22 protein-coding genes and 2 pseudogenes are annotated in these 24,533 nt (G+C 64.9%); 9 read left to right on the top strand and 15 right to left on the bottom strand.

The features are described 5' to 3' along the window. The coding region (gene tnpA / locus AB5Y54_RS18945; RefSeq protein ID WP_210558359.1) for an IS200/IS605 family transposase at window positions 1-270 on the top strand (270 nt) is incomplete at its 5' end. Between the two features lie 58 nt (window positions 271-328). Here the strand turns inward: tnpA and AB5Y54_RS18940 are convergent. Next, window positions 329-1,861 (bottom strand): annotated as a pseudogene (locus AB5Y54_RS18940) (alpha-amylase family glycosyl hydrolase); the annotation flags it as partial. A gap of 476 nt (window positions 1,862-2,337) precedes the next feature. On the opposite strand from AB5Y54_RS18940, the gene AB5Y54_RS18935 reads away from it, so the two are divergent. Together AB5Y54_RS18935 and xseA are read left to right on the top strand one after the other, a co-directional pair. Then, entirely contained in the window at window positions 2,338-3,237 is a 900-nt protein-coding gene (locus AB5Y54_RS18935) for a DMT family transporter (protein ID WP_052815263.1), read from the top strand. Between the two features lie 108 nt (window positions 3,238-3,345). Then, window positions 3,346-4,707, top strand: a complete 1,362-nt coding sequence (xseA, locus tag AB5Y54_RS18930; RefSeq protein ID WP_052815262.1) for an exodeoxyribonuclease VII large subunit — start codon at window positions 3,346-3,348, stop codon at window positions 4,705-4,707. 60 nt (window positions 4,708-4,767) lie between these two features. Here xseA and hutW read toward each other — a convergent pair. The 12 genes and pseudogenes from hutW to pspA all read right to left on the bottom strand — a co-directional run bounded on the left by hutW (window position 4,768) and on the right by pspA (window position 15,945). Continuing rightward, window positions 4,768-6,143 (bottom strand): annotated as a pseudogene (hutW, locus tag AB5Y54_RS18925) (heme anaerobic degradation radical SAM methyltransferase ChuW/HutW). Between the two features lie 281 nt (window positions 6,144-6,424). Beyond that, window positions 6,425-6,913 carry an OmpA family protein gene (locus AB5Y54_RS18920; RefSeq protein ID WP_043760992.1) on the bottom strand — a complete coding sequence of 163 codons (489 nt, stop codon included), beginning with the start codon at window positions 6,911-6,913 and terminating at the stop codon, window positions 6,425-6,427. 33 nt (window positions 6,914-6,946) lie between these two features. Beyond that, window positions 6,947-8,176 (bottom strand): diguanylate cyclase, encoded by a 1,230-nt coding sequence (locus AB5Y54_RS18915; protein ID WP_368154179.1) that lies wholly within the window; start codon window positions 8,174-8,176, stop codon window positions 6,947-6,949. After that, the gene (locus AB5Y54_RS18910) at window positions 8,173-8,721 is read right to left on the bottom strand and encodes a YfiR family protein (protein WP_052815260.1); all 549 of its coding nucleotides are present in this window, start codon (window positions 8,719-8,721) and stop codon (window positions 8,173-8,175) included. Before AB5Y54_RS18910 ends, AB5Y54_RS18915 begins: the two co-directional genes overlap by 4 nt. Window positions 8,722-8,910: 189 nt before the next feature. Further along, a complete protein-coding gene (tyrR, locus tag AB5Y54_RS18905) occupies window positions 8,911-10,458 on the bottom strand; it encodes a transcriptional regulator TyrR (protein WP_052815259.1) in 1,548 nt (515 codons plus the stop codon). Between the two features lie 142 nt (window positions 10,459-10,600). Then, the gene (locus tag AB5Y54_RS18900; protein WP_010674539.1) at window positions 10,601-10,939 is read right to left on the bottom strand and encodes a 4a-hydroxytetrahydrobiopterin dehydratase; all 339 of its coding nucleotides are present in this window, start codon (window positions 10,937-10,939) and stop codon (window positions 10,601-10,603) included. Window positions 10,940-10,980: 41 nt separating this feature from the next. Next, a complete protein-coding gene (gene phhA, locus AB5Y54_RS18895) occupies window positions 10,981-11,775 on the bottom strand; it encodes a phenylalanine 4-monooxygenase (protein WP_041215282.1) in 795 nt (264 codons plus the stop codon). A gap of 166 nt (window positions 11,776-11,941) precedes the next feature. Further along, complete coding sequence (locus AB5Y54_RS18890) at window positions 11,942-12,985, bottom strand: YcjF family protein (RefSeq protein ID WP_039039020.1); 1,044 nt, start codon at window positions 12,983-12,985, stop codon at window positions 11,942-11,944. A gap of 49 nt (window positions 12,986-13,034) precedes the next feature. Then, window positions 13,035-14,441 carry a YcjX family protein gene (locus tag AB5Y54_RS18885; protein ID WP_069785000.1) on the bottom strand — a complete coding sequence of 469 codons (1,407 nt, stop codon included), beginning with the start codon at window positions 14,439-14,441 and terminating at the stop codon, window positions 13,035-13,037. 72 nt (window positions 14,442-14,513) lie between these two features. Continuing rightward, entirely contained in the window at window positions 14,514-14,918 is a 405-nt protein-coding gene (gene pspC, locus AB5Y54_RS18880) for an envelope stress response membrane protein PspC (RefSeq protein ID WP_010674535.1), read from the bottom strand. 106 nt (window positions 14,919-15,024) lie between these two features. Next, window positions 15,025-15,261, bottom strand: a complete 237-nt coding sequence (pspB, locus tag AB5Y54_RS18875) for an envelope stress response membrane protein PspB (protein ID WP_005300084.1) — start codon at window positions 15,259-15,261, stop codon at window positions 15,025-15,027. Between the two features lie 3 nt (window positions 15,262-15,264). Next, window positions 15,265-15,945, bottom strand: a complete 681-nt coding sequence (gene pspA / locus AB5Y54_RS18870) for a phage shock protein PspA (RefSeq protein ID WP_069784999.1) — start codon at window positions 15,943-15,945, stop codon at window positions 15,265-15,267. A gap of 196 nt (window positions 15,946-16,141) precedes the next feature. On the opposite strand from pspA, the gene pspF reads away from it, so the two are divergent. From pspF to AB5Y54_RS18840, 6 genes are all read left to right on the top strand, one after another. Continuing rightward, entirely contained in the window at window positions 16,142-17,188 is a 1,047-nt protein-coding gene (gene pspF, locus AB5Y54_RS18865; protein WP_069784998.1) for a phage shock protein operon transcriptional activator, read from the top strand. Between the two features lie 136 nt (window positions 17,189-17,324). Next, on the top strand, window positions 17,325-18,920 hold the full coding sequence (gene sapA, locus AB5Y54_RS18860) for an ABC transporter substrate-binding protein SapA (protein WP_109112924.1): 1,596 nt from the start codon (window positions 17,325-17,327) through the stop codon (window positions 18,918-18,920). Window positions 18,921-18,981: 61 nt separating this feature from the next. Beyond that, complete coding sequence (locus AB5Y54_RS18855) at window positions 18,982-19,941, top strand: ABC transporter permease subunit (RefSeq protein ID WP_010674531.1); 960 nt, start codon at window positions 18,982-18,984, stop codon at window positions 19,939-19,941. Between the two features lie 89 nt (window positions 19,942-20,030). Beyond that, window positions 20,031-20,924, top strand: coding sequence for an ABC transporter permease subunit (locus AB5Y54_RS18850; protein ID WP_010674530.1), 894 nt, complete (start codon window positions 20,031-20,033; stop codon window positions 20,922-20,924). Window positions 20,925-21,003: 79 nt separating this feature from the next. Next, complete coding sequence (locus AB5Y54_RS18845; RefSeq protein WP_010674529.1) at window positions 21,004-22,002, top strand: oligopeptide/dipeptide ABC transporter ATP-binding protein; 999 nt, start codon at window positions 21,004-21,006, stop codon at window positions 22,000-22,002. Between the two features lie 82 nt (window positions 22,003-22,084). Further along, the gene (locus tag AB5Y54_RS18840; RefSeq protein WP_039039015.1) at window positions 22,085-22,870 is read left to right on the top strand and encodes an ABC transporter ATP-binding protein; all 786 of its coding nucleotides are present in this window, start codon (window positions 22,085-22,087) and stop codon (window positions 22,868-22,870) included. Between the two features lie 138 nt (window positions 22,871-23,008). On the opposite strand, the gene miaE is transcribed toward AB5Y54_RS18840, so the two are convergent. Together miaE and AB5Y54_RS18830 are read right to left on the bottom strand one after the other, a co-directional pair. Beyond that, window positions 23,009-23,767, bottom strand: coding sequence for a tRNA-(ms[2]io[6]A)-hydroxylase (gene miaE, locus AB5Y54_RS18835; protein WP_042016277.1), 759 nt, complete (start codon window positions 23,765-23,767; stop codon window positions 23,009-23,011). 54 nt (window positions 23,768-23,821) lie between these two features. Continuing rightward, window positions 23,822-24,475, bottom strand: a complete 654-nt coding sequence (locus AB5Y54_RS18830) for a substrate-binding domain-containing protein (protein ID WP_270834015.1) — start codon at window positions 24,473-24,475, stop codon at window positions 23,822-23,824. Between the last annotated feature and the right edge of the window lie 58 nt (window positions 24,476-24,533).

The following is a 24,533-nucleotide window of genomic DNA, read 5'->3' as shown; positions in this document are numbered from 1 at the left end:
GTTTGCAGAGATTTTGGTGCGGAACTGAAAGAGTGTGACGGAGAGGCTGATCATGTTCACATGCTGATAGAGTACGGCCCAACAGTGCAGCTATCGGTGCTGGTGAACTCGTTAAAGGCGGTCACATCAAGGCGACTGCGTAATGAATTTCTGGACTTGAGGGGTGCTTACAGCAAACCCGTACTCTGGTCACGCTCTTACTTTGTGGGCTCTTGCGGCGGTGCGCCGTTAGAGGTGATCAAGCAATACATTCAAAACCAGCGGGGCTGACGCCCCGGCGAAATTCCCCTCCCACCTACGTCGGAGGGAGTCCCCTTTCGCATTTAAGATGGTAGCCGTGGTAGTCGAGGCCGGAGCGGTTCTCCACCGGCGGCGTCACCCAGATGGCGGTGAAGCCGAGATCCTTGATGTAGTCGAGCTTGGCGATCAAACCCTTGAAGTCGCCACGCCACTGGGGATCCCCCGCCTTGTAGCGATCCCGGTTATGGTAGTTGTTGCCGGCATCGCCGTCATAGAAGCGGGCCGTCAGCAGGAAGTAGATGCTCTCGGCGCGAAAATCGCCGCTCGCCACCCCCTGCTCGCCGATACGGTACTCGAAGCGCTGCTCCCGCTGGTTGCCGCTCTCGTCCACCGCGAGGGTGCGGATCACCAGGTCCGTGCCGCTCCCCTTGTCGTTCGCCACCAGGGGCTGGCCTGCATAACAGGCCGACGCCGTGGTGGGCTGGCTGCCGTCCGTGGTGAAATGCACGGCGGGGGCGGCGTCCTGATCGTCGCTCACTCCCAGGGTGATGGACTGGCTGTCCACATAACTCCCCGGCGCCGGGGTAGCGGTCACCGTGGGGGCCTGCACATCTGCCCCCGCCAGGGTCTCGAGTTCAACGACCTTGCGCTGGCTGTCAAAGCAGATGCGATAGCGGGTGTTGGCGCTGACCAGGTAATCCTGGGCAGGATAGGCCTCGGTCCAGTCCCCCTTGTGGTCAATCTTGAAGCGGGGGTTGCTGCTGCCAAACGCCTGCTCGGTGCAGAAGGTGGTGCCATCCTCGGTTGTCATGGGGGTGAGACCCCAGTTATTGGGGGTACCGCGGAAGTACCAGCTGTCGCCGCTCTGTCCGGCGGCCACCACCACGCTCACGCTGCTGCTGCCCTTGGCCCCCTGATCGTCGGTGACCGTGAGGCCATAGGTGAAGGTGCCCGTCTGTGCCGTGTTGACGACCATGCTCTCCGTGGTCTCGCCGCTGCTCCACAGATAGCTCGCTATCTGACCGTCGGGATCCGTGGAGTCACTGCCGCTCAGGGTGAGCGCCGCACCCTGGGCCACGTTCACCGTGCCCCCCGGGGTGATGACCGCAAGCGGCGGCTGGTTGTCATCCCCAAGCGGCACGATGCTGTAGGCCAGGGTCTGGTCATTGACCTGGATGCGCACCGTGCCGGTGCCGTTCCAGAAGATGTCGCCGTCGCCGTTGCTGTCCCCGAAGTTGATGGCCCAGTCGCCGGCCTGATCAAACTTCAGGCGCTGGCTCGCCTTGCCATCCATGTAGGCCTCGGCCTGCCACAGGTGATCCCCTATCAGGGTCATGGGGAGGCTGGCCCAGCCGTTGAAGGTGCCGCGCACATTGAGCTGCGGCAGAGTGCTTGCAAACCCCGAGGCCTCGCAACTGGCGACCGCCGTCGTGCTCACCGCCTGGGTCGTGGCGTTGATGCGGATCTGGTACGCCGTGTTGGCATTGACCCCGTAGTCGGCCGCCGGGTAGCTCTGCTGCCAGTTGCCGTACCTGTCTATCTTGAAGCGCGGCCCGCCACTGGCGTCGCCGCTCACGAAGCGCTGGCAGGTTTCAAAATTGACGCCGTCGGTCGACGCCATGGCGGTCGCCGCCCATCCATTTGCGGTGCCCCGGAAGAACCACTCCGCCGCCATCCCGGGCGGCGTGATCATGGTCCCCAACATTCCGGCCACGAGTATCCATCTAGCCATTGATAGTCCTTTGTTTTTCATTGTGTTGTGTGTGATGCCGGTGTGCCCCGGCATTCCCCCATCCGCGACGTCCCGCCTTCAGATGAGCCCGACCAGTCTAGAAGTCGCCGTGGTCGATTCGTGGCCATAAGGTGCGAAATGTGACCGCCATAGACCAGGAAATAAGCTGTATGTGATTGATAGCGCTTTCATTTCTGGGCATGGGGTCGAACTTCCCAGGATAGAGAGGCGCTCCCCGTGACGGCCGTATCGGGGGGTAGGATCAGCGCTCTGCACGGCGCCGTTGCCATTGGGGGCTCTTGCCGCCATGATGCAGGGCCGCCCTTGCCATCCCGGGCACCGGGCGGCTCATTCAAGGAGAGACGATGAGACCATCGGATTATGGGAGGCTGCTGGCGCTGGCCGCCATCTGGGGCGCCAGCTTCCTGTTCATGCGCATCGCGGCGCCGGCGTTCGGCTCCATCAACACCACCTTCCTGCGGGTCTTCTTCGCCCTCGTCGGGCTCGCCGCCATGCTCCTGCTGCTGCGCACCCCCATGCAGTTTCACGGCAAGCTGAAAGCCATCATGGTGCTCGGCATCATCAACTCCGGCGTGCCCTTCCTGATGTACGCCGTGGCGGCCCTCTGGCTGCCCGCCGGCTACTCGGCCATCCTCAACGCCACCACGCCGCTGATGGGGGCCCTCATTGGCTTCTCCTTCTTTCACGAGGAGCTGACCTTGCGCAAGTGGGCCGGGGTCATGCTGGGGCTGGTGGGCATCGGGCTCATCACCACCACGGGGGAGGTCGACCTGAGCGGTCAGCTCGCCATCGGGGTGCTGGCCTGCCTCATCGCCACCGCCTGCTACGGCTGCGCTGGCTTCCTGACGAGGCGCTGGATCACCGAGCGGGGCGGACTGGACGCGAAGCTGGTGGCCTTCGGCAGCCAGATCGGGGCCGTCCTCTTCCTGCTCCCCTTCTTCGGCTACAGCCTGACGAGCGGGCCCGCCGTCGACTGGGCCCAGCCTGGGGTCTGGGCCAGCGTGCTGGCGGTCGGGCTCCTCTGCACCGCCTTCGCCTATCTGCTCTATTTCAGGCTGATCGCCGACATCGGGCCCCTGCGCTCCCTCACGGTCACCTTCCTCATCCCGCCGTTCGGCATCCTCTGGGGCTATCTGGTGCTTGGCGAAACCCTCACCGGCGGCTTCGTGCTCGGCGGCGCCGTGGTCTGCCTCGCGGTCTGGCTGGTGACCAGCCACGCCAAGCCGGCCAGGGCGCAGGAGTAGGGCAAAGCCTCATCTGTCGGGCCCCATGGCTCGGCAGATGGGCACAACTGGGGTAAGATGGCCCCCATCGTTTCTCCCGCCCCGGCGGACACCACAGCAGGGCCAGCCTTGAATCAGCTCAACCAATCCAGCCAGAACAAGCAGCAGATCTTTACCGTCACCCGCCTCAACAGCGCCGTGCGCATGATCCTGGAGCAGGATCTGGGGCTGGTGTGGCTGACCGGGGAGCTCTCCAACCTCGCGATGCCAAGCTCGGGCCACTGGTACTTCTCCTTGAAGGACATGTCGGCCCAGGTGCGCTGCGCCATGTTCAAGGGCAACAACCGCCGGGTGCCGTTCCGCCCCCAGGACGGCATGCAGGTGCTGGTGCAGGCCCGGGTCTCCCTCTATGAGCCCCGGGGCGACTATCAGCTCATCATCGAGTCGATGCAACCCGCCGGGGACGGCATGCTGGCCCTGCGCTTCGAGGAGCTCAAGCGCCGCCTCGGGGCCGAGGGGCTGTTCGACGAGGGGGCCAAGCGCCCCCTGCCCCGAGAGCCCCGCGCCGTGGGTCTGGTCACCTCGGCCACCGGCGCCGCCCTGCACGACATGCTGACCGTCTTGCGCCGCCGCGCCCCGGACTTGCCCGTCTTCATCTACCCGACCCTGGTGCAGGGCAGCGCCGCCACCGCCCAGATCGTCTCGGCGATCATGCTTGCCAACCGGCGCGCCGAGGTGGATGTGCTCATCGTCGGGCGCGGCGGCGGGTCACTGGAGGATCTCTGGTGCTTCAACGAGGAGGCGGTGGCCCGTGCCATCCACGGCTCCGCCATCCCCGTGGTGAGCGCCGTGGGTCACGAGGTTGACGTCACCATCAGCGACTTTGCCGCTGACTTGCGCGCCCCCACCCCCTCCGCCGCCGCCGAGCTGGTGGCGCCGGACAGGAGTGCCCGCGCCCAGCGCCTCGTGCACCTGCGCCAGCGGCTCACCCAGGCCATGAACCGCCACCAGACCGCCGCCCGCCACGGCTTCGCCCTGCTGCAAAAGCGGCTCGACCACCAGGATCCCAAGCGCCGGCTGGAGCAGCAGTCCCAGCGCCTCGACGAGCTGTCCGCCCGCCTGCAGCAACTGCTGGCAAGCCGCCTGCATCAGGGGGAGCGACGCCTGGCCAATCTTGAGCTGCGCCTGCAGGCCAAAAGCCCCGAGAAGCTGCTGGCCGCCGGCAAGCGCCGCCACCAGCTCGCGGAGGAGCGGCTCCATGCCCTGATTGCCCGGCGCCAGGATGTGGCCGGACACCGCCTCGCCATGCTGAGCGCACGCCTCGACGGGGTCAGCCCGCTGGCCACCCTGGGACGCGGCTACGCCATCGTACGCACCCCGACCGGCGAGGTGATCAGCCGCGCCGCTCAGGTGAACGTCGGCCAGCCCCTGGTCACCACCCTGGCCGAGGGCCAGCTGCGGGTGCGCGTGGAAGAGGTGCACAACCCCTAACCCAGCGGGGGCACTCATGGCGCCCCCGCTGCACTGCACTTCACCTCCCTCTCCCACCCTCTACACCAAGGTGGGGTGTACCGCCGCCCGGTTGCCGGATGACCCGGCGCCCCCCTGCTCCCCCGCCAGCGGGTTGCGTTGCACGTATTCAAACAGCCCGGCCTGCAGATTGACGTTCCAGAAGCGTCCCGCCAGGGTGAGCTCAAGGCGCTCCTGACCGAGCTCGGCCAGTCCGTGCGCCTGCCAGCGCTCGAACAGCGGCAGCAAATGGGCCCGCAGCGGCGCAGGCAGGCACGTCAGATCCAGCCAGCCCGCGTCCAGGCCTCCCCGCAGCAGACCGTCGATGCGCACATCGGGGGTCTGCCCCATCACCATGCCTGGGGGGCGTCGCCCTTCGGCCAGCGCCTCGTGCCAGGCGGCCAGATCCCGCCCCTGCATCAGGCCGTGGCCGTGAATGTTGCCCCCCGCCCCCGCCCCGAAGGGAAGGATCTCGGCGCCGCACTTCGCCATCTGGTTGTAACGGCTGCGCTCGGCGGGGGTGCGCCGCCAGTGGCTGCAGGAGAGGCGCTGCCAGCCTCCCGCCTCCAGCGTTTGGGCGCCCTGGGCATACATGGCAGCCCGCTGCGGGCCATCGGCGGCCCAGCCCAATGTCCCCTTCTCCCCGGCGCGGGCCAGGTTGGTGCCCGCCATGGCGATGAGCTGGTAGAGATCCACCCCGTGCACGCCGCTCGCCATCACGTCCGCAACGTCCTGGCGCCACACGAAGTCGTCCTGGCCGGGCAGACCGAAGATGAGATCCGCCGCGATGACGGCCTCGTCGTGGCGGGTCAACGCCCCTAGCCGGGCCAACAGGGTCTCCCTGTCGTCGAAGCGGGCCGCCTGCTGGCGCACGCGAGTATCAAAGCTCTGCACCCCGAACGAGAAGCGGTTGAAGCCCCCCGCCAGCGCGGTCTCCCACTTGGCGTCATCGAAACCGTTGAGGCGCCCCTCCAGGGTCAGCTCCACATCCGAAGTCAGGGGGAAGCGACCAATGGCATTGGCCAGCAGAGCCAGATCGCCCGCCGCCATGTCGGTGGGCGTGCCCCCGCCCACATAGACGGCGGAGAAGGACTGGCTCTGCACCAAGGGGGTCTTGGCCGCCCTGGTCAGCTGCTCGCAGAGGGCCGCCATATAGCGGCTCATGCGCGCCGGATTGGCGCCATTTTCGAAGAAGTTGCAGAAGCTGCAGCGCTTGCGGCAAACGGGACGTGGATGTAGAGCGCCCGCGCCTCGGCCTGGCTCGGTTGCTGCCACCAAGCCTGCCAGCCCGCCTCGTCGAGCATCAGGGGCCCGGCACCGCCGCGGCTGGCGTGGGCTGAGGTCTTGGCGGTGAAGGCGAATGCGAGGGGATCCGGGGTCGCAAGACCCGTCATGGTCGGGGTAAACAGGGGGGTCATCACTGTGGCTACCATCTGCAAATAATGCAAATGATAACCAATATCAACAAAGCCACCCTTGTGCTGGATCAAGTTCTGGACCTGGGTGCTCAGCCAGGATTCTCAGGAGCGGAGGAGGTTCAACGCCGTCGAAGCGGGTGCGGAAACAGCGGGATGAATAGAAGAAAGGGAAGGACAATGCTGGAGGAGGAAGAGAGCCACTCCCCGGCAGGAGAGTGGTATCACACACGCAGTCGGACATCAGAGACAGCCTCGTCATGCCGACGCAGGGACAAAATGGCTCAGCCGTTGTCGATGACGATGGCGACCCGGCGATTCTCCGCTCGTCCGGCGGCGGTGCCGTTGTCGGCGATGGGCGCCGCTTCACCCCGGCCGCGGATGTCCAGGTTCGCAGGTGGCATGCCCACCGACATCAGGACATCGGCCACGGAGCGGGCCCGTTTGAGCGAGAGCTGCTCGTTGTAGCTCGCCTCCCCGTTGGAGTCGGTGTGGCCGTCCACCCTGGCCCGGTTCAGACCGACGCCGATGAGGGTCTTGCCAAGACGCTCCACCACCAGGCGGGTCTGGGGAGTGAGGGCCCCGACATTGTTGGCAAACAGCACCTTGTTGGAGATATCCAGGGTCCAGCCCTCATCGGTCAGCTGAAATCCCTGCTCCCTGAGGGTGGCGATCTGCTCCGCCGTGAGCCCCTGGGGCGCACTCTGACACCCGGCCAGCACTCCCAGCAGCAGCGCAACAAGCCCGATTTTTAGCGCCTTCAAAATGATCATTGTTATGGTCCTTTCACTATGTCCGGTTCAACTTCACGTGGTTCTCCTGTGTGCTTCTTCCTCCTTACGTTGTCGTTTGGCTTGATACATGGCGTCGTCGGCGACCTGCAACAGGGCCTCCGCCGTCTCCCCCTGCTCGGGGTAGAGGGCGGCGCCGATGCTGATGCCCACCCCGAGGTGGCGGCCGTCGCTCAATACCACAGGGGTGCTCATCCCCTGCTGGATCCGCGTCATCACCTCGTGCACCTCGTGCTCGTCCCGGATCGGGGCGAGCAGGATGACAAACTCGTCGCCCCCGAGGCGGCACACCAGATCCAGCGGTCTGAGCTGGTGCTGCACCCGCCGCGCCAGAGCGATCAACACCTCGTCGCCTACCCCGTGGCCCAGGGTGTCGTTGATCTGCTTGAAGCGATCACAGTCGAGGTAGAGCAGGGCGAAGCGCTCCTGATCCCCCTGGATGGCCTGCCCCAGCCGCGCCTCGAACAGAGCCCGGTTGGGCAGGCCGGTGAGGGCGTCGTGGGTGGCCCGGTGCAGCAGGCTGGCATTTTCCCGCTTCTGGTGGGCCTGCCAGGCCTCCAGCTCGTCGAGCAGGGTGTTGAAGTCCTCCCCGAGCGCGTGCAGCTCGGCGATGTTGGCCGCCGGCACCCGCTGCTTGAGGGCGCGCTGGCGACTGACACTGTAGGCGACCTCGGCCAGGGCCTTGAGGGGCGCCGTGATGGAGCGCTGCATGCGGCGCGCCACGTGGAGAGCCCCGAGGATGCTGAGCAACAGGCGCACCAGGGTCGCCAGCAGGGTCTGCAGCAGGAAGTGCAGCAGATATTGTCCGTGCCCCACCAGGTGCACCCGGGCTATCTCCCGGCTCTCCCGCACCATGGCCACTTCCACCGGCCCCGGCAGGATCAGGCGGGCCAGGTGCTGCTCCAGGGTAGTCCAGGGGGTGGTGATGGCACGGCGCCAGCTTGCCAGCACCTGGCCATCGGGCAGCACTATGCTGGCGCTCGCGATATCCTCCCGGGAGGTGATGGTCTCCAGGGCATCTTTCGCCGCCTCCTCGTCATCGAACACCACGGCGGCCTCTGAGGTGTAGCTGATGGCGCGGGCCACCAGCTCGAGGTTGTGATCCGCATAGAGGCGCAGCGCCAGCAGCGCCGTGATGGTCAGGAACAGGCCCGCCATGCAGACGGCGGTCAGGGAGATCATCATGTGGGTGCGGCCCAGGCTCTGTCGCAGGGTGAGCCTGGGGCTTGCGGGTGCAGTCGTCATCGTGCGCCCTCGTCAGCCTTGGCGAGCTTCAGCACGGCCGGGTGCACCCGCACGCCGCTGCGGGCGAGCGCATCCAGGTTGACCCGAAAGCGGACCCGATCCGTGTCCGGCTGAAGGCAGAAGACAGCGTCGGCGATGCACTCCCTGCTCTGTTCGCTGATGCTGAGGATGGCGTGCCCCTGCAGTCGCTCGAACAGGGGGAGACGCCGCTCCGGGGCCAGCACCCCCAGATAGATCACATCGCAGCGCTGGATCAGTGCCTCGTCGTCGAGCCCGTAGCGATGCACGTCCACCGGGCGCCCGTTGGCCTGCCGCTCGATGGCAAAGAGGGCGCCGGCATATTCCGTCGGCGCCGCAATGCAGAGCCGAAGCTTTGCAGGCTCCTTGGGCCAGCGGGTGTAGCTGAGGATGTCGAGCACGGTCTGGCGCACCAGCTCGCTGCGAAGCTCGGCCGAGGTCGCCGCCACGGCCGCATTGGCCAGCACCAGCGTGCAGCCCAGTGGCAACAGCCACACAAAAATCCGGATGAAAGACAACAACTGCATGATGTCCGCACTTATGTTTACGTCGACAATGGGGTGGGCCGACGCCCATGAAGGGATTGCCTGAAGGGAGTCGTACCGAGCTTATCAGCCCGAGGGGGTTGCCCCATCCGCCCGCACGCAGGGTGCGTCACGAGGTGTCGCAGTGCCGCCCGGGGTGCGCGTCAGCGCACGCCACGGGCAGCTCAGCCGCTACTTCTTGCCAATCCCGTACTCGCGCAGCTTGTTGGCGATGGCGGTATGGGAGACGCCGAGCCGCTTGGCCAGCTGGCGGGTGGAGGGGAAGGCCGGATAGAGGCGCTCCAGCAGGCGGCTCTCGAAGCGCTTCACCGCCTCGTCGAGCCCCCCTTCGAACCACTCGTCGATGAGGGGCATGGCATCGGCCGCCACCGGCAGATCCACGTGCTCGGGGCCGAGCTCGTCCCCTTCCAGCAGGGTCATGGCCCGGTAGAGGCAGTTGCGCAGCTGGCGCACGTTGCCCGGCCAGCGGTAGGCGGTGAGGTACTCGGCCATGTTGCGGGTAAAGCGCGGCTTGGGACGTTGCAACTCGCTGGCGAAGCGGGCGACGAACTGCTGGGCCAGTGCCATGATGTCCGCCTTGCGCTCGCGCAGCGGCGGCAGCGCCAGGCTGAGCACGTTGAGGCGGTAGTAGAGGTCTTCCCGGAACTTGCCCTCGTGCACCAGATCCAGCAACTGCTTCTGGGTGGTGCAGATGAAGCGCACGTTGACCCTCACCTCCTGCTCGTCACCGACCCGGCGAAAGACCCCGTCCTGCAGTACCCGCAGGAACTTGGTCTGCAGATGAGGGGACATGTCGCCGATCTCGTCCAGCATCAGGGTGCCGCCGCTCGCCAGCTCCAGCACCCCGCGCTTGCCCTCGGTGTTGTTGCCAAAGGCGCCGGGGGCATAGCCGAACAACTCGCTCTCCGCCACGTTGTCCGGCATGGCGGCGCAGTTGAGGGCCATGAAGGGGTGGCTGGAGCGCAGGCTGGCGCCGTGGCAGGCGCGGGCCAGCAGCTCCTTGCCGGTGCCGGTCTCGCCGACGATGAGCAGCGGCGCATCCTGCATCGCGAGCTTCGCCGCCTGGGCCAGCACCTCCTTCATCTTCTGGCTCTCGGCCTGCAGGTGTTCAAAGCCCCCCACTTCCACCGCGTGCAGGGCGCTGAAGTGCATGCCGACCCGGCGGGCGGACTTGAGCACCACCACGGCGCCGGCCAGAGCCTGCCTGCCCTTCTCCTCGGCCACAAACAGCGGCATCAGATCGCCGAGGTACTCCTCGCCGCCGAGGCTGAGCTTGCAGGTCTGGGGCTTGATCTCCCCCGACTCCAGCCAGCGGCCAAACGAGAAGCCCTTGACCAGGGAGGCGATCGCCACGCCGCGCACCTCGTCCGGTGGCAACGCCAGGGTGGTGAGGGCGGCCTGGTTGGCCTGGGTCACCCGCCCCTTGCTGTCGAGGGAGAAGACCAGGTCCGGCAGCGCCTTGAGCAGGGCCTCTATCTCGTGGTGCTCCCGCTCGGAGGGCATGTAGGGGATGGTCTTGACGTCATAGACGCCGGGAATGCGGCGAATTTCCGGCATCAGATGCTGAAAGTCACGGAACTCCAGCTCGGGAAAATTGAGATAGATGATGCCTGAGGTATCGATTTCGATGCCGCGCAGATCGATGTTGTGCTCCACCAGTCGGTCGAGCAATTCCCGGGTCAGGCCCAGACGGTCTTCACAGCTGACTTCAAGACGCATTCGGCACACACTTCCTAGCTAACATTCTGAATAACGGGATAATACAGACTCGATCCCGCCAGTGCGAGCGCTCCCCCACAAAAATGCGGGCCTGCCCCGCTTTCACCGGGCAGGCCCTGTCTACGTTGGCGCCAGACGGCGGTTACTTCATCAGACCGTCGGTGCGGGCTGCCATGATGAAATCGTTGCGATGCAAGCCGCCTATCTTGTGGGTCCACCAGCTCACGGTCACCTTGCCCCATTCAAGCAAGATCGCCGGATGATGGAACTCCGCCTCCGCCAGTTCTCCGAGGCGGTTGGTGAACGCCAGCCCCTCCTTGAAGTTGCGAAACACAAATTCACGACGCAGTTGCAGCTCGCCGTTGACCACCAGGGGCTGCCAGTCGGGGATAAGGTGCATCAGCTCCCCCAGCTCCTGATCGCTCACCCTGGGGGCATCGGCGCGGCACGCCTCGCATCGTTGACTCGCCAGTTCAGTCATTCGGGACTCCTTTCATGAAACATCGTGGGAATGAATACGGGTCAGCTCGCCTGCTTGCCGGCAACGGGGGCAAAGCGGGGTGGACGCAAGCCAAGACGACGGGCCTCGGCCACGGCCGCCATGATCCCCTGCCCCTCCAGACCATAGAGGGTATCGAGACGAGGCAGCACGAAATAGGTGGGCTGCATGATGTCGATGCGATAGGGGGTACGCAGGATCTCCAGCAGATCGAAGGGTTGCAGCTCGGGCTTGCCTGAGAGGGCATAAGCGGTCTCGCCGATGGAGGAGAGAATGCCGCCGCCGTAGATGCGCAGCCCCTCCTCCCCCTGCAGGAGACCGAACTCCACCGTGAACCAGTAGAGCCGCGCCAGATAGACCCGCTCCTCCTTGCTCGCATGGAGTCCGAGCCGACCATACAGGTGAGTGAAGTGGGCAAAGGCCGGGTTGGTCAGCATGGCGCAGTGGCCGAAGATCTCGTGGAAGATGTCGGGCTCTTGCAGGTAGTCGAGCTCGTCCCGGCGGCGAATGAAGGTGGCGACGGGAAAACGGCGATCAGCGAGCAGCGCGAAGAAGTGATCAAAGGAGATGAGGGCCGGCACCGCCGCCACCGACCAGCCGGTGGCGGGCATCAGGGCGGCGTTGATCTCGCCTAGCTGGGGGATGCGGTCCAGAGGCAGGTCGAGGCGTGCCAACCCGGCCTGGTATTCGTCGCAGGCCTTGCCATCGAGCGCCGCAAGCTGGCGTGCAATCAGGATCCGCCAGGTGCCGTGCTCCTCGTCCGTGTAGTGGATCCTGCCCTGCCCATCCGGTTGGCGGGCCGTGTAGAGACTTGCCATGAGTGATCCCATCCTTCGGGTGCCAGCCGCCATCCGGGCGGTCACTGGTCGTTGAGTCATGGGATCACTGTAACGGTTTGCCCCTCAAAAAAGCAGCCGACCCCGGGGTCGGCTGCTTTTGACAATTGTAAATTATTTGTGACATCCCTATCGAATCCCAGCCACCTCACGACTTGTTGAGATAACCCGCCAACTGGCCGATCAGCCGCTTGCGCAACTCGCCCAGTTTCGGCTTCTCGTCGGCACACCAGGGGAGCGGACGACAGGCTTCCATGGTACGCATCCCGAGGCGCGCGGTGAGCAACCCGGCCCCGACCCCTTGGGCAGCGCGGGCGGAGAGCTTGGCGGTCAGCTCGGCGCCCAGCAGATCCATCCCTACCTCGGTCACCAGCTCGGTGGCCCCCGCATAGAGCATGTTGCGAAACACCTGGCGAATGAGGCGGATGCGGCTCCAGTAGCCGAGCTCGATGGCATAGACATCGGCGATGTCCTCGATCATCCGCAGGTTGCGCCAGAGCATCAGCATCATGTCGACCGTGGCGAGCGGGCTCAGGGCCACCAGCACGGCGGCCTCCCCCGACCATTTGGCGACGCGGGCCTGGGCCAGCTTGTCCCGCTCGGTGAGCACCAACTGGCTGTAGAGGGTCAGCACTTCCCGATCGCTGTGGCTCTCGTCAAGCTGGGATAGCCAGGTGCGATACCCTTCACGCCCCTTGTCACCGCTCTTCTCGGCCAGGGCCTCGCAGAAGGCCTGCCCCTGACCCACCCCCTGGTGGGCCAGCAGATCTTCGGCTCTTGAGCGCACATCCTGGCGCCGCTTCAAGGTGCGCAGCCGCAGCCATTCGCGCCCCGCCACCCCGGCGGTGCCCACCGCCACCAGGCCGGAGGCGAGCAGCCAGGCCCCACCCCAGAAGGGGGAGGCGGCAAACTGATCCACCAGAAAAGCGCCAAACTGGCCAAGGGACAACAGCCCCACCCCGCCCAGCCCCCAGGCCAGCAGACGATGACGGCGCCGAGGCCTGACGTTAAGCGCGGGCTCCACCTCGGTGAGCTCGTCCAGCGCGTCCAGAGGCTCGAAGCTCTCCTCTTCCAGCCGCCGGGCCGGGGCCGGTGGCTGCGCTTCGCTTGCCATCGAGGGCGCGGGCTCCAGCGTCACCTTGCCTTGCAGGGGAGCGGCGTCATCGGTGCGCCATCTTGTCTGATCGTTCATCGCATTCTCTCCTGTGGGCGCCCCTCGAGCACAGCGGGCCACCCACCCGTTATTCGAGGTGATCCCCGAGCAGGAATTCCAGCGCCGCATCGAGCCGGATATGGGGGAGCGCCTGATGGGCGCTCATGGGCAACGGGCGAAAGGCCTGAAAATCAAACCCTTGAGTTTTCCACCACTGCGCAGGCGGGATCTGGGCAGGCACCTCCCCCGGGAAGAGCAGCAAGGGCTCGCCCGAGAGGGTAGTGCCACGAATGGCGGGAAATTCCCGTCCGTCTGCCACCCCCTTGCCCACCTCGGTGGCCTTGATGGCGGCGAGCGCCAGGCATTCGGTCTCTATCCCCTCGAAGCGGGCCTGACCCCGGCCACGGCTCACCAGGTGCTGCAGGAGCGACACCAGAGGTCCGTGCTGCTCCGGCGTGACGTGATCGGCCTTGCTCGCCACAAACAGCAGCTTGTCGATGCGCGGGGCGAACAGGCGGCGCCACCAGTTGCTCTTGCCATAGGCGAAGCTCTCCATGATGCGGGCGATGGCCTGCTGCATGTCACCAAAGCTCGCGGCACCGGCATTGAGGGGCGCCAGGCAGTCCACCAGCACGATCTGGCGATCAAAGCCTGCAAAGTGCTGCTCATAGAAGCCCTGTACCAGATGCTGCTTGTACTGCTCGAAGCGCTGCTTGAAGGTGGCGTAGAGGGTGCCGTCTTCGGGGGAGTGTGTGGGCATCTCCCATACCCAGGGCACGAATTGCAGCAGCGGCGCACCGGCATACTCGCCGGGCAACACGAAACGCCCGGGCTGGATGAGGTGAAGCCCGAGCGCCTGCTTGCAGGCGTGCAGATAATCGGTGTAGCGGGCGGCCAGTTCGCTGGCGGCCCGCTCCTCGAAGGCTTGATCCGTCTGCCAGTGCGGCGTCAACCAGCCTGCCGCCAGGGCTTGCAGCTCGGGACGACGCAGTTGCTCCCGCACCTGCTCGCTCCACTGCTCGTAGTTCAGATCCAGCAGCGGCAAATCCAGCAGCCACTCCCCGGGATAATCCACCAGATCCACATAGAGGGTGGAGATCTCACCCAGGTGCCGACGCAGCGGATGGCGGGTGCGATAACGGATCTCGAGGCGTACCTCGGCCACCCCCCGGGTCGGCGCGGGCCAGGCGGGCGGATCGCCAAACAGGGCATCGAGGCCCCGTTCATAGGGAAAGGTGGGAATGTGGGCGTTTTGCTGGGGCACCCGGCGAGCACCGAGGATGCGTCCCTGGCGCTGGGCGTCCCAAAGTGGCAGACGACCGTCGATGGCCGCGTGCTCCAGTTGATTGACCAGCGCCGTGATAAACGCGGTCTTGCCACTGCGAGAGAGGCCGGTGACCGCCAGCCGGATGTGGCGATCCCGAGCCCGGTTCACCGCGTCAACGGCCTTGTGCTGGAGCACCGACCAGGAATGTTCGAGTTTGTTGCGTATCAAGGCGGGTCTTCTTCTCCTTGTGATCACATCAGAGAGACGGCCGCGAGGCGGTATCCTCGCGGCCCGGCACGATTAGAGCTTGCTGAACTCCCGTTGCAGGGTGAACTCCTTGGAGGTCACCAGCTTCTCGATGCGCTGCACCCTGGGCTCCAGTGCATCCAGCTCCTGGCCGATGCGGGCAAGGGCCTGATGAGGTGTGACACCTGCCTGCCAGCTGCGCGCCTTCATCCGCACCTCGGCGAACTCGGCATCCTCCTGGGAGTAGAGGGTGACCGGCTTCTTGTCGAGCAGGAACCAGGCAGCAATATAGGCGGTGAAGGTGATGAAACCGGCGAAGATGAGACCACTGATGGCCAGCAGCCGCACGATCCAGGTCTCCACCCCGAAGTACTCTGCCAGACCGGCACAGACCCCGGCAATCTTGCCTCGCTGGGGATCCCGGTACAGGTTGCGCCCTTCACGACTGACACTGTTCATACCTTGTTCCTCCAACCGGGGACTTCCGCATCCAGAATCGACGCCAATACGGTTCCGGTCCGCTCCGGCTTTTTGCCACGGTCATGACACCTCTCATTGAAAACCGTCATACCTTGTTTCTCCAACCAGGAACCTCGGCATCCAGAATCGACTCCAGGGCGCCGACCCGTTCCTGCATCTTCTCGGCACGCACCAGCAAGCCCTGCAGCTGTTCACGCTCACCATCGGCAAGGCCGGCGCCAATGCGTCCCTTGGCGCGGTAGTGCAGCACCAGCCAGATGGGGGCCACCACCACCATGAAGACCACCATGGGAACCATCAATACACCCAGCAGATCTTCCATCTGTTACTCTCCCTGTTTCGGTGCCGGATTGTGCTGGCCCAGCTTCTGGCGCATGGCTTCCAGCTCGCGGCTGATCTGGTCGTCCGCTTCCAGCTCGGCAAACTGCTGGGCGAGCGCCTTGTCGGACTGCCCCAGATCGGCGCGGGCTTCCATCTCGTCGATGCGGCGCTCCATGCGCTCGAACTTGCTCACCACGGCCTGACTGTCGCCACGGGCCACCTGGCTTTGCACGTTGAGGCGGCTGCTGGCGGCTTCGCTGCGAATGGCCATCGCCTTCTGGCGGGCACGGGCGTCTTCCAGCTTGGCTTCCAGCTGGCGGATCTCCTCCCCCAGCTTCTCGATGCCGCTGTCCACCGCCTGCTGTTCCCGAGACAGGGCGTCGGCAAGCTCCGCCTGCTTGCTCTTCTCGATGAGGGCGGCCCGGGCCAGATCTTCGCGCCCTTTGGTCAGGGCCAGCTCGGCCTTGCCCTGCCACTCGGCGACCCGCTCCTGATGGCGGTTCACCTGACGGCCGATCTCTTTTTGATTCGCGAGGAAGCGGGCCAGGTTGGAGCGCTCCTTCACCAGTTCATCTTCCATCTCCTGGATGATCAGACGCACCATCTTCTGGGGATCTTCCGCCTTGTCGAGCAGGGCCGTCAGATTGGAATTGATGATGTCGGCCAGGCGAGAAAAAATGCTCATGATTGTACTCCTGTGATAGGCATCGGGTTGTGTCTCCATTGACAATGGCAACTTGTGTGCCAATCTGGAACAATATTTAACTTGTTGATTTATATGGGCACTCAGAATGCAGTTCAAGTCCCGGGGAAACAAGTGATGATTAAAATAACCAACTTTTGGTAAGATTAACCAGATTTTTCAACTCACAGGGGCAGGGATGACCACGGCCACGGAAAGTCTGTTGGGTGAATCCAACGCATTTCTAGAAATCATCGAGCAGGCATCGCGCCTCGCGCCGCTGCGCAAGCCCGTACTCATCATCGGCGAGCGGGGGACCGGCAAGGAGCTCATCGCCCACCGCCTACATTATCTCTCGGATCGCTGGGATCAAAGCTTTGTCACCATCAACTGCGCCACCTTGAGCGAGAGCCTGCTGGAAACCGAGCTGTTCGGCCACGAGGCGGGCTCCTTCACTGGCGCCGCCAAGCGTCATCAGGGGCGCTTCGAGCGGGCCGACGGCGGTACCCTGTTCCTCGACGAACTGGCCACCACCAGCGCCCGGGTCCAGGAAAAACTGCTGCGGGTCATCGAGTACGGGGAGTTCGAACGGGTGGGCGGTGCCAAGCCCCTCAAGGTGGATGTGCGGCTGGTGTGCGCCACCAACGAGGATCTGCCTGCACTGGCAGAGAAAGGACGGTTTCGCCACGACCTGCTGGACCGGCTCGCCTTCGATGTCATCACCCTGCCCCCCCTGCGGGAGCGGCGCGAGGACATCCTGATGCTGGCGGAGCACTTCGCCCACGGCATGACCCGGGAGCTGGGGTATCCGCTCTTTGCCGGCTTCTCGCGCAAGGCGACCCAGCGGCTGCAAGATTATCCCTGGCCGGGCAACGTGCGGGAGCTCAAGAACGTGGTGGAGCGCAGCCTCTATCGCCAGGGCAACCCCCAGCTGCCGCTGGCGGATCTGGTGCTCAATCCCTTTGACTCCCCCTGGCGCCCCCGTGCCCGAGGTGACGCCGCCCCTTCCACGGACGCGCCGACCTCGGCAGAAACGGTCCCGACCCTGACCTTGCCGCTGGATCTCAAAGGGGCGGTGGCGGAGTACGAGATTAATTTACTCAAGCAAGCGATGCAGCAATCCCAGTATAATCAGCGCAAAGCAGCCCAGTTGCTGGCCCTGAGCTATCACCAGTTCCGGGGGATGCTGCGCAAATATCAATTGCTGGACGGGGATGACAACAGTGGCAACCAGGAGGCGGGCTGATGCCTGGCACCGGGTCTGTGCGCGCGGATAACGCGGCGCACGTCACCCCCGACGGGAGCGCCTGCCCGGTCGCCCCCCGCAACGCGCCCGCCCCCTGGCGGGCAACTTTGTCTGAAAACATGGTTCCAACATGAGAATGCTCACCCCCCTGCTGCTTGGTCTCCTGGTCCTGGTCAGCGGCTGTCAGAAACGCGATGAAGCCTCCAAAACCGGGCTCATCTATTGTGCCGAAGGGGCACCCCGAACCTTCAACCCGCAGCTTGCCAATTCGGATGCGACCCTGGATGCCAGTGCCCGTCCCATCTACGATCGCCTGCTCGAGGTCAATGCCAACACCCTCGGCATCGAAGGGGGGCTCGCCACCCGCTGGCAAAGCAGCGAGGACGGCCTCTCCTATACCCTGACCCTGCGCAAGGGAGTGACCTTCCACCGTACCCCCTGGTTCAGCCCGACCCGTCACTTCAATGCCGACGACGTCCTGTTCACCTGGCAGCGTCTGCTGGACGAACACCACCCCTTCCACGCCGTCTCCGGCGGCGAGTACCCCTATTTTTACAGCCTGGGGCTCGGCAACCTCATCAAGCGGGTCTACAAGAAGGGGCCCTATGAGGTGGTGTTCGAGCTGAACCGCCCCGATGCCTCCTTCCTCGCCACCCTGGCCAGCGACTACGCCATCGTGCTCTCCGCCGAGTACGGGGAGCAGATGCTAAAGGCCGGCACCCCGGCGCAGCTGGACAGCCGCCCCATCGGCACCGGCCCCTTCAGCTTCAAGGAGTATCGCCACAACGAGTTCGTGCGCTACCTGCGCCACCCCGGCTACTGGGGCGGCGAGGCCAGAATGGAGCAGCTCATCTACGACATCACCCCCAAGTCCTCCAAGCGCCTGGCCAAGCTGCTGACCGGCGAGTGCGACGTGATGAGCACCCCCTCTGCCAGCCAGCTGTCGGTGATCGACAAGGACTCCCACCTGGATCTGTCGGTGCAGTCGGGGATGAACGTCGCCTTCCTCGCCCTCAATACCCGCAAGGCCCCGTTCAACAAGGTGCAGGTGCGCCAGGCCCTCGCCAGCGCCATCAATGTGCAGAATCTGCTGCAGGCGGTCTATTTCGAGACCGGCCAGAGCGCTGCCAGCCTGCTGCCGCCCCTCTCCTGGGGCTACAATCCCTCCCTGCCCCAGCGCAAGCCGGATCTCAAGCTCGCTCGCCAGTTGCTCAAGGACGCGGGCTACCCCAACGGCTTCGAGATGCAGGTGCTGGTGCAACCCGGCGCCCGTCCCTACAACCCGGACGGCCTCAAGACGGCGCAACTGATGCGCAGCGATTTCGCCAAGATTGGGGTGAGCCTCAAGATAGTGCAGCAGGCCTGGCCGGTCATCGAGACCCGGCTCGCCCATGGACAATATGACAGCCTGCTCTCGGGCTGGATCGCCGACAACGCGGATCCGGACAACTTCTTCCGCCAGTTGCTGAGCTGCGCCGCCGTCGAGCGGGGCAACAACTACAGCCGCTGGTGCAGCCCCGCCTTCGATCAGCTGCTGGACGATGCGGTGACCACCCCGCAGCTCGCCTTCCGCCTGCGCAACTATTACTATGCCCAGTCCCTGCTCAACGAGCAGTTGCCGCTCATTCCCCTGGCCCATGCCCTGAGAACCCAGGTGAGTCGCAGCGACATTCAGGGGCTGACCCTGATGCCCTTTGGCGGCACCACCTTCAACCAGGCACATCGGGAGTGACCATGACAGATAACCACTCCATCGTCGGGCCATCGGCGCACCGCTCCCAGGAGGCATAAGCATGTTTTTCTATATCCTGCGCCGCATCACCCTGCTGGTGATCACCCTCCTGGTGCTGACTCTGGGGGCCTACCTCCTGGAGTTTCGCCTCATCACCCAGGTGCTGGATTTCTGGCACGGCTATCCTGATTTCCTCCAGCGCATCGCCGCCGGGGATTTCGGGCTCTCCAGCGTCTCCGGCCAGCCGGTCCTCGACGAGATCCGTCACTACTTCCCGGCGACCCTGACCCTCTGCCTCGCCGCCTTCGCCATCTCGCTGCTGGTGGGCATCCCTCTGGGCACCCTCGCGGCCCTCTATCAGGGGCGCAGCCCGGACCTCTCCATCATGGCCGCCGGCCTCGTCGGCTATGCCATCCCGGTCTTCTGGCTGGGGCTGCTGATGGTGATGTTCTTCTCCCTGGATCTTGGCTGGCTCCCCTCCTCCGGCCAGATCAGCCTGCTCTACGACGTGCCCTCCATCACCGGGATCGCCATCGTCGATGTGTTGATGAGCCAGGAGCCCTGGCGGGAGGCGGCCCTGCACGATGCCCTGCGCCATCTGGTACTGCCTTCCCTGGTGCTGGCCGTGGTGCCCACCACCGAGGTGATCCGCCACGTGCGCAGCTCCCTCATCGACGTGATGAAACAGAACTACATCAAGGCTGCCGCCAGCCGCGGACTTTCCCGCCGCCAGATCGTCTGGCGTCACGGGCTCAAGAACGCCCTGCCCCCGGTGTTGCCGCTGCTGGGGCTGCAACTTGGCAGTGTGCTCACCTCCGCCATGATCACCGAGGTGGTGTTCGACTGGCCCGGCATCGGCCGCTGGCTGGTGAGCAGTATCGCGCTGCAGGACTATGCCGCCATCCGCGGCGCCTTCCTGGTGGTGGCGAGCTTCGTCATCTTCATCAGCGTCAGCACCGATCTGCTGACCACCATCATGTATCCGGCACGGCGTAAAGAACTCTATGCAAGACAAGATTGATTGCGGTCTGTGGATGAGCCACGGTGGCCCATGGGCCACCGGCGCACAGGCGTGCCCATTCCCTTGCGACCAGCACGGGAGCCTGCATCATGCACGATAAATCGAACATCTATCCGGAGCTCAAGATCCTCTCCCCCCTGGAGCAGACCTGGGCCTCTTACCGACGCAACCCGCTGGCCATGGCGGGGCTCTGGTGCTTCGGGCTGCTGCTGCTGGTGACCCTCATCGGCCCCCTGGTGATCCCCTACGGCATCGACGATCAGCACAGCAACCACCTGCTGCTCGCCCCCTCCTGGGCCAACAGCGGCAACATCGATTACTTCCTGGGGACCGACGATCTGGGGCGCGACATCCTCTCCCGTCTGGTGGCCGGGGCCAGGCTCACCTTCGGCAACGCCCTGCTGGTGGTGCTCATCGCGCTGGTCATCGGCTCGGCCATCGGCATCCTCGGCGGCATGAGCAAAGGGGTGAAGTCGAGCGTGCTCCATCACCTGCTCGATACCCTGCTCTCCATCCCGTCCCTGCTGCTGGCCATCATCGTCGTGGCCATCCTGGGGCCGGGTCTGTTCAACACCCTGATCGCCATCACGCTCGCGTTGATACCGCCTTTCATCCGGGCGACCTACAACGCGGTCCACGCCGAGATGCAGAAGGAGTACATCATCGCAAGCCGCCTCGACGGCTCTCCGCCCCAGCGGATCATGCGTCTGGCCATCTTGCCGAACATCGTCGAGACCCTGGTGACCCAGACCACCCGCACCCTCTCCGCCGCCATCCTGGACATCTCTGCGGTAGGCTTCCTCGGTCTCGGGGCCCAGTCTCCCCAGCCGGAGTGGGGTGCCATGCTGGCCGATTCGAGCGATCTTATCTATCTGGCCCCCTGGACGGTGACCCTGCCCGGGATGGCCATCCTGTTCAGCGTGCTGGTGACCAACCTGGTGGGCGAAGGCATTCGCGAAGCACTCAAAGAGGGGAACGACTGATGTTGCCAGCCTTGTTATCTATCCCCGCCCCCGGACGCCCTGAGCGACCCGGCTGCGCCCTGAACGGGAGACATTGCTGATGCCCCTGCTCGATATACGCAACCTCACCATCGAAATCGACACCCCCCAGGGCAAGGTCAAGGCGGTGGACAGAGTCAGCCTGACCCTGAACGAGGGGGAGATCCGCGGGCTGGTGGGGGAATCCGGCTCGGGCAAGAGCCTGGTGGCCAAGGTGATCGTTGGCATCCAGAAGGACAACTGGACGGTGCGCGCCGACCGGATGCGCTTCAACGACATGGACCTGCTGACCATGGCGCCCAAGGAACGGCGCCGCATCATGGGGCGGGAGATAGCGATGATCTTCCAGGATCCCATCAGCTGCCTCGACCCCTCGGAGGAGATAGGCACCCAGCTCGAAGAGGCCATCCCCACCAGTGCCTTCACCGGCAAGTTCTGGCAGCGCTTCCAGTGGCGCAAGAAGCGGGCCATCGCCCTGCTGCACCGGGTCGGGGTCAAGGATCACCGCAAGGTCATGCGGGCCTATCCCCACGAGCTGTCAGACGGCATGTGCCAGAAGGTGATGATCGCCATGGCCATCGCCAACCAGCCGCGCCTGCTGGTGGCGGACGAGCCCACCAGCGCCATGGAGTCCACCACCCACTCCCAGATCCTGCGGTTGCTGGACAAGATGAACAAGCTGGGCAATACCACCATCCTCATCATCAGCAACGACATCGCCGCCATCGCGAACCTGACCGACACCCTCAACATCATGTATTGCGGCCAGATGGTGGAAGTGGGGACCCGGGACCAGATCCTGGAATCCCCTCACCACCCCTATACGGATGCCCTGCTCAAGTCCATCCCGGACTTTGACAAGCTGGTGCGCCACAAGTCCCGGCTCGAGACCCTGCCTGGGGTGATACCGCCGCTGCAGCATCTGCCCATCGGCTGCCGCCTCGGCCCACGCTGCCCCTACGCCCAGAAGCAGTGCGTGCAGACACCGCTGATGAGCAAGGTCAAGGGGCATCAGTTCAGTTGCCACTTCCCGCTCAACATGGAAGAACCGAAGAAATGAACCGGCACCAGACCCTGATCCGGGGCACCTGCCCGCCCCGTCAGCCCCTCTATCCGGCGAGCGCACCCAAGGAGACCACGTCGTGACCGAACCTTCCCTGCTGCAGGTCAGGGGCCTGTGCAAGACCTACCAGAACCGCACCGGCCTGTTCAGGCGCCGCGCGGTGGAGGCGATAAAGCCCCTCTCGTTCGATCTCGAGGTGGGCCAGACCCTGGCCATCGTCGGGGAGGCGGGCTCGGGCAAGAGCACCCTGGCCCGCATTCTGGCGGGCATGATTGAACCGAGTGGCGGGGAGATCGCCATCGAGGGGCAACCCATGGTCCACGGCGATTACCAGACCCGCTGCAAGCTGCTGCGGATGATCTTCCAGGACCCCAACACCTCCCTTAACCGGAAAATCCGGGTCGGCCAGATCCTGGAGACCCCCCTTCGCCTCAACACAGCCCTGAGCGAGGAGGAGCGCCGGGAGAAGGTGATCCAGACCCTGCGCATGGTGGGCATGCTGCCCGACCACGCCCTCTTCTATCCCCAGATGCTCTCCGCCGGCCAGCAGCAGCGGGTGGGGCTGGCACGGGCGCTCATCCTCAATCCCAAGATAGTGGTGGCGGACGAGGCGCTCTCGACCCTGGATATTTCGGTACGCTCCCAGATCATCAACCTGCTGCTGGAGATGCAGGAGACCATGGGGCTGAGCTATGTGCTGGTGGCCAACGATCTGGGGATCGTCAGCCACATCAGCGACGAGGTGCTGGTGATGCACGAAGGCCGTGTGGTGGAGCGCGGCAAGACCTTGCGGGTCTTCGCCGACCCCCAGCACGATGTCACCCGCCGCCTCATTCAGAACTACAACAACGAATACCGCCGCTGATCCCGCGGCGCGTTTCCCCTTGCGCCAGACATAAAAAAACCCGGCCTGATGTCTCATCAGTCGCCGGGGGATTGCGCTCAAAAAGTGATTGCGTCGCTCGTAGTAGGAACAGGGGAATGGTAGGCAGCCCCCGTCACCTCAACAACTGTCAGATCTGACAGGCAGTCCGCTATGGAACCGGAATTGCGGATCCGGCGAACAGATGAGCTCGGCCTCCAGGCGACCGAAGAAGGCCACTCGCTCGCTGATGTCTTCGTCTGCGAACGTCTGTGCCAGGGCCAGGTAGTCCTGATAGTGACGCGCCTCCGAGCGCAGCAGGGAGACATAGAAGCGGCCCAGCTCCTCGTCCAGATGAGGGGCCAACCTGGCAAAACGCTCGCAGGATCGCGCTTCGATATAGGCACCGATGATCATCTTGTCCACCACGGCGGCCGGCTCGTAGGTGCGCACATGGGTCAGCAGGCTGCGGGCATAGCGGGAGGCGGTGACGGGACCATAGGGGATGCCCCGTGCGGCCATGATCTCCAGCACCTGCTCGAAGTGGTGCAACTCCTCCTGGATGAGGCGCACCATGGGGAACAGCAGGGGATTGCGCTCCAGCTCGGCAAACACGCTCCTGTCTGATTCGCCCATGGTGCGCTTGCCGAGGATCTCCGCCTTCTCCGGCAAGGCATCGAGCTCCCGGTAGAAGGTCAGCTTGGGCAGCAGGTGACGCTTCTCCTTGGGCAGGCAGTAGCGGCGCACCAGGCTGTGGGCGGTGAGTGCCGCCTTGTTCTCGCAGTTGGCGTGATCGATAAGCAGGGTCGGCAACTGGGCGGGATCCCGCGCCATTTCCACCCACTCATCCGGGGTCTCGCAATGCAGGAACTGGCGAACGGGGGCTAACAGGTCATCCATCTGAACTCTCATCTGTTGATACGACACGCGGCGCCTGGCGCCGGGGGGCCTATGCTAACGGATCCCGCCCGGCCTGCCCACCGCCATCATGGCTCCGCCCGTCAGACGCCTGAGGGAGTCGCGGCGGATCAGGGTGCCGCTGAAGGCGGGCAGTGCGTCCCGGCTCCCCTCCTCCACCATGGTGGTCAGGCGGTTGATGGTCTCCTGGATCATCCCGTTCACCGGCATCTTGACGCTCGACAGCGCGGGAATGACGTAAGGGGCCAGGGGGATGTCGTCAAACCCCACCACCGAGACCTCGTCAGGCACCATCACACCGGCTTCGTGCAGCCGTTTGATGGCCCCGATCGCCATGTCATCGTTGCTGGCCACCAGGGCGCTGAAGCGAGCGCCTCGCGCCAGCAAGGTCGAGACGGCGGCCGCGCCACAGGCGGGGGTCCATTTGCCGGGGGCGATCAAGGTCTCCTGCACCGGGATGCCGTGCCGGATCAGCGCCTGCCGGTAGCCGGCCAGGCGCTCGGCGCCGGTGGGGGAATCCGCAGAGCCTGCGATGAAGGCGATCTCCCTGTGCCCCATGGCCACCAGCTTGTCCACCACCGCCTCCGCCGCCGCCTGCTGATCCGCATAGACGCAGTGGGCCGGATGGCGGCTCAGACGCCGGTTGAGCACCATGTTGACATCCTCCCCCACCTTAGCGCTTCGCGTCACAGGAGGGGGATTCCCATTACTGGGTGATAGCTGCTCGCGCAGTACCGGGTTCCTGCTT

This window comes from Aeromonas sp. s9 (genome assembly GCF_040907765.1).
Lineage (GTDB): Bacteria > Pseudomonadota > Gammaproteobacteria > Enterobacterales > Aeromonadaceae > Aeromonas > Aeromonas caviae.
The sequence above is the reverse complement of the archived record's forward strand: the minus strand, read 5'-3'. Positions and strand labels throughout refer to the sequence as shown.